Annotated in this window: 8 protein-coding genes; 6 read left to right on the forward strand and 2 right to left on the reverse strand. The window is 33.9% G+C overall.

What is annotated here, in order from left to right; genetic code table 11:
- Nucleotides 1-114: 114 nt before the first annotated feature.
- Together NE257_RS11365 and NE257_RS11370 are read right to left on the reverse strand one after the other, a co-directional pair.
- On the reverse strand, nucleotides 115-1,410 hold the full coding sequence (locus NE257_RS11365; protein ID WP_251886514.1) for a peptidoglycan DD-metalloendopeptidase family protein: 1,296 nt from the start codon (nucleotides 1,408-1,410) through the stop codon (nucleotides 115-117).
- Nucleotides 1,411-1,841: 431 nt separating this feature from the next.
- Nucleotides 1,842-2,183 carry a family 1 glycosylhydrolase gene (locus NE257_RS11370; RefSeq protein WP_276532382.1) on the reverse strand — a complete coding sequence of 114 codons (342 nt, stop codon included), beginning with the start codon at nucleotides 2,181-2,183 and terminating at the stop codon, nucleotides 1,842-1,844.
- Nucleotides 2,184-2,423: 240 nt separating this feature from the next.
- Here NE257_RS11370 and NE257_RS11375 point away from each other — a divergent pair, with 240 nt between their 5' ends.
- From NE257_RS11375 to NE257_RS11400, 6 genes are all read left to right on the forward strand, one after another.
- The gene (locus NE257_RS11375) at nucleotides 2,424-2,663 is read left to right on the forward strand and encodes a metal-sensing transcriptional repressor (RefSeq protein WP_204839891.1); all 240 of its coding nucleotides are present in this window, start codon (nucleotides 2,424-2,426) and stop codon (nucleotides 2,661-2,663) included.
- Nucleotides 2,664-2,678: 15 nt separating this feature from the next.
- Nucleotides 2,679-4,040: an MATE family efflux transporter gene (locus tag NE257_RS11380; RefSeq protein ID WP_412338082.1), complete on the forward strand. Its 1,362-nt coding sequence runs from the start codon at nucleotides 2,679-2,681 to the stop codon at nucleotides 4,038-4,040.
- Between the two features lie 761 nt (nucleotides 4,041-4,801).
- Nucleotides 4,802-5,296, forward strand: coding sequence for a CopY/TcrY family copper transport repressor (locus tag NE257_RS11385; protein ID WP_023558759.1), 495 nt, complete (start codon nucleotides 4,802-4,804; stop codon nucleotides 5,294-5,296).
- A 14-nt stretch (nucleotides 5,297-5,310) separates the two neighbouring features.
- Nucleotides 5,311-5,682, forward strand: a complete 372-nt coding sequence (locus NE257_RS11390) for a cupredoxin domain-containing protein (RefSeq protein ID WP_023558757.1) — start codon at nucleotides 5,311-5,313, stop codon at nucleotides 5,680-5,682.
- Between the two features lie 42 nt (nucleotides 5,683-5,724).
- A complete protein-coding gene (locus NE257_RS11395) occupies nucleotides 5,725-5,997 on the forward strand; it encodes a cupredoxin domain-containing protein (protein WP_023558755.1) in 273 nt (90 codons plus the stop codon).
- 38 nt (nucleotides 5,998-6,035) lie between these two features.
- Nucleotides 6,036-7,997 (forward strand): copper-translocating P-type ATPase, encoded by a 1,962-nt coding sequence (locus NE257_RS11400; RefSeq protein ID WP_251886515.1) that lies wholly within the window; start codon nucleotides 6,036-6,038, stop codon nucleotides 7,995-7,997.
- The last annotated feature ends 223 nt before the right edge of the window (nucleotides 7,998-8,220 follow it).

Raw genomic sequence — 8,220 nt, forward strand, 5'->3', positions numbered from 1 at the left:
TTCTATTACTTCGAATAGTTTAAAAAAAGGTGTATAAATCAAATGAAAAATCTAGCGTAATAAAGCATACTGCCTTAAACACTAGATTTTTCTAAAACAAAAAAATTTGCAATTCTATAAGCCTATATAAGTCGCTGGGTCCACAAAACCGGACCACAATCCTGTAGACATGCCCAAGTGAAGGTGAACTCCAGTAGAATTACCCGTCGTTCCCATCCCTCCTAAGTATTCTCTTGAAGAGACTGACTGGCCTACTGATACCGCCGGTGGTGTACTCATATGCATATAATAACTATACATACCGTTAGAGTGTTTTATAATCACATGATTTCCAGTAGACGGTCCATAACCTGCCGCAACAACTTCTCCGGAATTAATTGAATAAATCGGAGTTCCAGTAGATCCGGTAAAATCTAAACCGTCATGCTGATTTCCAGAATATCCTGTAGGATCTGAGCGAAACCCAAATCGGCTTGAAATATTAATAGAATCCAGAGGCCTAGTCCAACCATTATTTGACGAACTAGACTCCTCGGTTGATGGAACATCTTTTTCTTTGGAAGACAAATCTACGTTGCTTTTTTCTTCATCCGATACAACATTTTCTTCAGATTTACTTGTCTCGCTTGGATTTTCTTTTATTGGTTTTTCATCAACCAATTCCGCATTCTCTGCTGAATTATTATTACTTGTCTCTTGTTTCTTAGATACTTCCAAATCAGCCATTCTTTTAGCTTCTTCTTCAATTTTTCGTTGCTTTTCCAAAGCCTCTAAAGCTAATTTCTTTTTCTTTTCTGCCTCATCTCTTTCCTCAATGAGTTTCTGTTTCTTTTCTTCTTCAGTATTTAGGGATAAGGATAATTCAGCTATTTCTAATTCTTGTCCCAATTTGATATCTACTAAGTTTCTCTGTTTCTTATCTAATTCAGAAGATTGATCTTCGATGTCAGCTAGTTTTTTTTCTAATTCTTTTTCAAGTACAACACTTTTTTCTATATCCATCTGCTGTTGTTCCACTATACCATTACTCGCGTTCATAATCGTAATAGAGGCAACTGCTTTATTTATTGCATCACTAATAGATTCTGAACTGAGTAATGTCTCCATTAAACTATTTGATGAATCAGAAGTTTGAATATCTCTAGCTTGATTTCTTAGTAAATCTTTTCTTTTGTTAATCTTTATAGTGAGCTCCGTTATTTCTTTAGAAATTTCATTTGCTTTTTTTTCTGTAACTGATTTATTTTCGAGTATTTCTTTAATCTCGGCATCAATTTTCTTAATTGAATTATCGGTATCTAACTTTTGCTCCTCTATGGTCTTTGTTTCTTTCTTTATAACATCAATTTTCTGTTCCTGTTTACCGATCTCATTGTCTAGATCCTCCGCATATGCAGAAACCACTGACATAGAAAACAACATTAAAATACTGGAAATAAAAATATTTTTTTCACAAACAGTTCTCCTATACTTTTAATAAATATTATTTATATAAAGCATAGCAAATAGAACAAATAATATTCGAAATAATAGAATTTAAAACAAATAGAAATATTTTGTCATATTTTTGAAATACAAGTAACCGATTTTGATAGTAATCCGATGGATACTCAACAATATCTGATTACACCTTGTAGCATTAAAAAAGATATACCACTCCCTGTTAAGCTTTTTCTTATCCTATCTCAATTTTACGTAAGTGTGAGGATTAAAGGATTTTAGCCAATTAATTCCCTTTGTAATTCTCATCTTAATAATAAGCTTTTCTTAAATTGAAATATCAGAGACTTGTAAATCTAAAAATTTTCTACATTTACAGTTCATGAGTAACCAGTGGCTTCCTACAAGTTATTCCCATTGGAACCAATAACATCTTTATACCAACAAAAGGATTTTTTCTTGTATCTTTCAAAGTTTCCTTTCTGGTTGTCATTTCTATTGACATAAATCAACCCATATCTCTTTTTCATCTCCCCTATGCTTGAACTGACAATATCTATAGGACTCCAAACCATATAGCCCCAGACTTCCACACCCTCATATATCGCTTGCTTCATTTCTATTAAATGAGATTTTAAGTAGTTAATTCTGTAATCATCATTAATTGAACTATCTTCTGTAAATTTATCTACTGCCCCCAATCCATTTTCTACAATCATTAAATGAATATGGTTCTGTTGCAAAGTTTTAAATCTACCTTATCTGATAGTAGATTTAAAACTTTGCAACAGAACCATTAACCTTATATGAATACCAAAAAAATAATTTCTCTTTCTCTATTCAACTTATCATTTACATCTGTAAATTTTTTGTTGACAATTTAAATCTACAAGAGTAGACTTTTCTCATACTATTAAAGAAGAGATAGATTTATAGGAATAGGAGGCACCTCATTAATTTATGATTTGGGGTTATATGAAGAGTTGATTAAGAAACCAAATAAAATTGAAGGGCAAGCAGCCAATATCAAAAGAATAATAAATGCGAATAAATATTATACCCATATTTTAATTCAGCTAAATTCTGCGCAATCGGCTATTCAAAAGATAAGTCAAGTTAATTTAGAAGCTCAAGCAGATCATTCATTGATGCACGTGAGTGATGGTTCTGATTTAATGAGAGAGATAGAAATGCGAAAACGTGTAATCAATATAATAAATTGAATTGAGTGGTTGTATATGAAGACAATGAAAATCGAATCTAACGATGACCAGAATGTTAAAAAAAACCTGATTAAGTTAGCACTTCCTGCTACGGTCGAAAATATATTAGAAACATCTGTAGGATTTGTTGATTCGTTGATGATTTCTCAGATTGGATTATTTGCTGTAGCAGGGATTGGGATAGCAAATGCAATACTAAATGTTTATATTGCTGTATTTATTGCTTTAGGAATCGGAACATCTTCTTTGATTTCTAGAAATATTGGAGCAAAAAATAATGAAAAGGCGAAGTTAATTGCTAAACAATCTTTACTATTAGCAATCGTCTCGGGTTTATTTCTGGGTTTGGTGAGTCTTCTAATAGGTCCACAACTCTTAAACTTAATGGGTGCAACAAAACAAACACTTAACTATTCCTTACAATTTTTTAGTATAGTAGGTGGCGGATCGGTGGCTATTGCCACAATGATTATATTAGGAAGTATGTTAAGGGCGATAGGTGATACGAAAACTCCTATGAAAATTGGACTTATCACGAATATTCTAAATATTTCCCTAGATTATATTCTGATTTTTGGTTTAGGACCTATACCAGCTTTGGGTGTAGTAGGAACAGCAATAGGAACGTTAGTTGCGAGATTACTAGGTACTATTTTGTTATATCGAAAAGTACATTTATCTGTTCTTTCTTTCCCTTTACTCTCAATCTTTCAACGAAGTAATTATCAAGAATTATTAAAACTATCGTTTCCTGCTGCATTAGAACGTTTAGTGATGCGGTTAGGGCAAGTTTTGTATTTTGGAGTGATCGTAGCAATTGGCGCAAAAACTTATTCAGCTCACTCCATCGCAGGCAGCATTGAAAGTTTTGTCTATATGCCAGCCTATGGGTTAGCTACTGCTGCAGCAACTTTAGCAGGAAATAGTATTGGAAAAAAAGACTATGCTGAAACAAAACGTGTTGCACTTTATGCGGTTAAATACGGTGTTATTGTTTTAAGTATTCTAGGTATAGGATTGTTTTTTGGTACGCCATATATTGCACCTTGGTTTACCACAGATGCTGAGGCAATCAATCAAATTGTCATTGCACTCAAAATTGACGCTTTTAATCAACCAGGATTAGCTATCAGTCTAATATTAGCAGGAGTACTCCAAGGAATGGGAGACACTAAAACCCCATTATATAGCACCGCATTTGGGATGTGGATCACACGAATACTAGGTGTAATACTTTTAGGGAGTATAATGGGTTTAGGGATTGCTGGAGTGTGGTTGGCAATCGGCTTGGATCTATATGTGCGTTCTCTTTTTTTAACCTACCATTTCAAACGAAATCTGAAAATTTTAAACAGTAATAACGAACTTTCTTCTTAAGCAAGTGATTTTTTATCACTTGTTTTTTTCGTTTAACGATAAATTTCTTTGCCATTAGTAGGTAGAAAAATGACACATATGGATCTTATATTAAATGAATCTCACCATGTCTCCTCCCTCTCGCTCTTCACAGACTTCCCTTTGAGCCCTTAGATTTAGAGAGTATATCTAGAAGCGTGGTTTGAAGCATCACAATCACTTCCGCTAAGAATCTTCGATTATTTTTTCTCTATTTAGTAACTAGTTACTCCATGGGCAATCTTCTAATATCCTGCAACAGCAATTTTAGAATCATAACCAGTCGTTTTTTATATTCACCGTGAATATTTGATTCTAAGATATTAACATACCTTAGTCAGCTTGGTTTTTCCTGAGTCAGTCCTTTCTGGTAAAAACAACATATTTTACAAAAATTTTATTTCTGTCCAAAACAACTCTAGCATTAATATCTATCATTATTTTAACAATATCATTTTTCAGAAAGAATGATATTGAAAATTTAACTGAACACGTTGTTACTGAATAGATTGAAATATAAATAAATAAATTTAACCTGCTACTAAAAATTTATTTTGTGTAGTAGCATAGATGATTATCTAATATCAGCAATATGTTAATTCGTAATCAACCTTATATGACTAAACGAAAAAAAGTTTTTCTTCTCTATTAAATTTATCATCTACAAATGTAAATTTTTGGTTGACAAATTAAATCTACAAGTGTAGACTTTGGTCATACCATAAAAATTGAGAGGAGAAATCATGGAAAATAAACATCAAAGTAATTCAAATGAAGTACTAATGAGCCAATTACCTTCTGATCCTAAAATATTAAAAGAATTAAATATTTCGGACAGTGAGTTAGTTATTATGCGTGTCGTTTGGTCTCTAGGGAGTACTACAGCAGATGAAATTGGACGTGAGCTTAGTGAAACTTATCAGTGGAGCCCTTCCACAATAAAAACATTTTTAGCGCGTTTAATTAAAAAAGGATTATTAAAAAACAGTCGTGATGGTCGTAAATATGTCTATATTGCAACTTGTTCTGAAGATGAAGCGATTTGCCAAATGACACTATCTTTTTTGAATAAAATTTGTGCACATAAACATGCCAATGTTATTTTAGAAATGATTGACGCGAGTAGTATTACTGCTGAAAATAAAGAAGCTATCAGCGAAAAACTAAGTAGCAAAAATGTTGTTGACGAAGTAACTTGTGATTGTATAAACAGATTAAATTGTTGTGATAATAATTAGAAAAGGAGAATAACATGTCTCAAATTATCGTACTTATTATTGGATTGACTCTAATTGCTTTTATTGGATGGTGGTTCTTTGGCAAACATGAGGTCCATCAGGAAACTGCCGTTATCAGTTCTGATGGACAAACAGCTACTATTGTGGTAAATGGAGGATATAATCCAGCAGTCTTAAATTTAAAAAAAGATGTCCCAGTTAACTTGATCTTTAACCGGAAAGATGCCTCATCTTGTCTTGAAAAAGTTATTTTTCCAGATTTTGGAGTGGATGCGGATTTACCACTCAATCAGGATGTGTCTATTTTGATTGATACATCTAAGTCAGGCGAGTTTATATATTCATGTGGGATGAATATGTTCCATGGAAAAATCATCATCAAATAGAATCACAAATTAAATACTAATATACCCTAAGGAGGATATAAAATGTTCGGATCAAAAATTAATAATAAAGTAGAAGTAGTTGTTGACGGAGGTTACTCTCCTAGTAAATTTAAGTTAAAAGCTGGAGAGCCAGCTGAAGTCTCTTTTACTCGTGTCTCTGATAAAGGTTGTGCTCAGCAAATTATCTTCAATGGAGAACTTCGAAATTTACCCTTAAATGAATCTGTCACTTTTAATTTCACTCCAGTTGAAAAAGGACGTCATAATTGGTCTTGCGGTATGAAAATGATCCTGGGGAGCTATTCAGTTAAATAAAAAACTATTTTTAATATAGTTACAAAAGGAGATACTTTATGTCAATAAAAAATCGTTTTATCATAGGTGTCATCGGATCAGTCCCATTGCTTATCAATATGTTTATGAGCTTTGGCGGTTCCATGCTTGGAGGCGATAAATATGGTGTTTGGATTCTGTTTGCCTTTGGCTCATTAGTTTACTGGTTCTCAGGATTGCCATTCTTGCGTACTGCAGTCGCTTCGTTCAAAAATCATCATGCCAATATGGACACGCTTGTTGGATTAGGCACAACTATTGCATATGTTTACAGTATTTACGCTATGTTTGCTCGTCCAAATGAAACATATTTCGAAGCTGTTGCTGTTATTATTACATTAATCTTGTTAGGATCATATTTTGAGGAACGTATGAAAGCTTCAGCTTCATCTGCTGTTGACAAATTGATGGGTTTGCAAGCAAAAGATGCAGAAGTTCTGCGTGATGGTGAGTTTATTAAACTTCCTATTGAAGAAATTATTGTAGGTGATTTAATCCGCGTCAAACCAGGTGAAAAAGTTGCTGTTGATGGCCAAATTGTTGAAGGAACTTCTACATTAGATGAATCTATGGTAACTGGAGAATCCATGCCTGTAGAAAAGGGCCCTGGCGATAATGTAATTGGAGCAACCCTTAATAACACTGGGTCATTTACATTCGAAGTTACCAAAGTTGGGGCTGATACCATGTTGTCAAATATTGCTGAAATGGTTCGTCATGCACAAAACTCCCGAGCACCTATACAAAAAACTGTTGATCGGATTTCAAATATTTTTGTACCTATAGTTTTAATGATTTCAATTTTAACTTTTATTGTATGGTATGTGTTTCTAGGATCAACTCTTGTCACTGCGATGATATTTTCGGTATCAGTTATGATTATTGCTTGTCCATGTGCATTAGGGATCGCAACTCCAACAGCATTGATGGTTGGAACCGGACGTGCTGCTAAACTGGGAATTTTGATAAAAAATGCTGAGGTTCTTGAAGCGACCCACGATATAAAAACCGTCGTCATGGATAAGACTGGAACAATTACTGTTGGCAAACCACAAGTGACCGATATTATCTCTATCGGAAGAATTAGTGAGAACGAGATTCTGCGAATCGCTGCTGGACTTGAGGATTCATCAGAACACCCATTAGCTTTAGCAGTAATTAATGAAGCAAAGGACAAGAAAATTACTCCTGCCGTAGCTAAAAATTTCACTGCTATTTCTGGTAAAGGGGTACAAGCTTTGATTGATGGTAAGCAGGCTTTTATTGGTAATGATCGTTTATCCGATGACTTTAACATGACAGATGATCTTAAGGTTAAAATGACATCTTTACAGGCGCAGGCGAAAACTGTGGTATTAGTTGGTTACGATGGTCAAATAATTGCTTTAATTGGGATTCAAGATGCACCTAAGTCCAGCTCTAAAGCTGCTATCAGGGCAATGCAAAAATCAGGATTTCACACTGTAATGTTAACTGGGGACAACCGTTTGGTCGCACAAGCCATAGCAGATGATATTGGGATTGACGAGGTCATAGCAGATGTTATGCCTGGGGACAAAGCACAACATATTAGAAAGTTGCAAGAAAAAGGAGCAGTCGCCTTTGTAGGTGATGGAATCAATGATGCCCCTGCATTATCCACGGCAACAGTAGGTATTGCTATGGGATCGGGGAGTGATATTGCAATTGAATCTGGAGGTATTGTACTAGTCAAAAATGATTTGATGGATGTTGTAACTTCTTTAGTATTAGCACGAAAAACATATAGTCGGATTTTGATTAACTTATTTTGGGCTTTCATATATAACGTGATAGGTATTCCAGTCGCAGCGGGTATATTCTCAGCACTTGGATTTACACTATCTCCAGAGTTAGCTGGTCTTGCAATGGCAATTAGCTCAATTACTGTTGTTTTGAGCTCACTATTATTGAACTATGTGCGCTTGCCAAAAAGTAGTGAGACACTTATAGGTAATAGTTAGTATTTGTAATATACAAAAGTGACGCTTTTAATTATAATAGTAATTTTCCTTTTTCAAAATTTGAATCAGAGTCTTAAATACTAGGCATACAATAAGAGAACCAAAAATCAGAACTACATCCAGTAGTTCTGATTTTTGATTCTACAATATTTAGTGTTGGTGGAAAATCTACAGATTTTCTACTGACACTTTTTTTGTAAAAAAAGATAGAAAAAAGAGATAG

It is taken from the genome of Enterococcus italicus, assembly GCF_023743875.1.
GTDB classification, from domain to species: domain Bacteria; phylum Bacillota; class Bacilli; order Lactobacillales; family Enterococcaceae; genus Enterococcus_G; species Enterococcus_G italicus.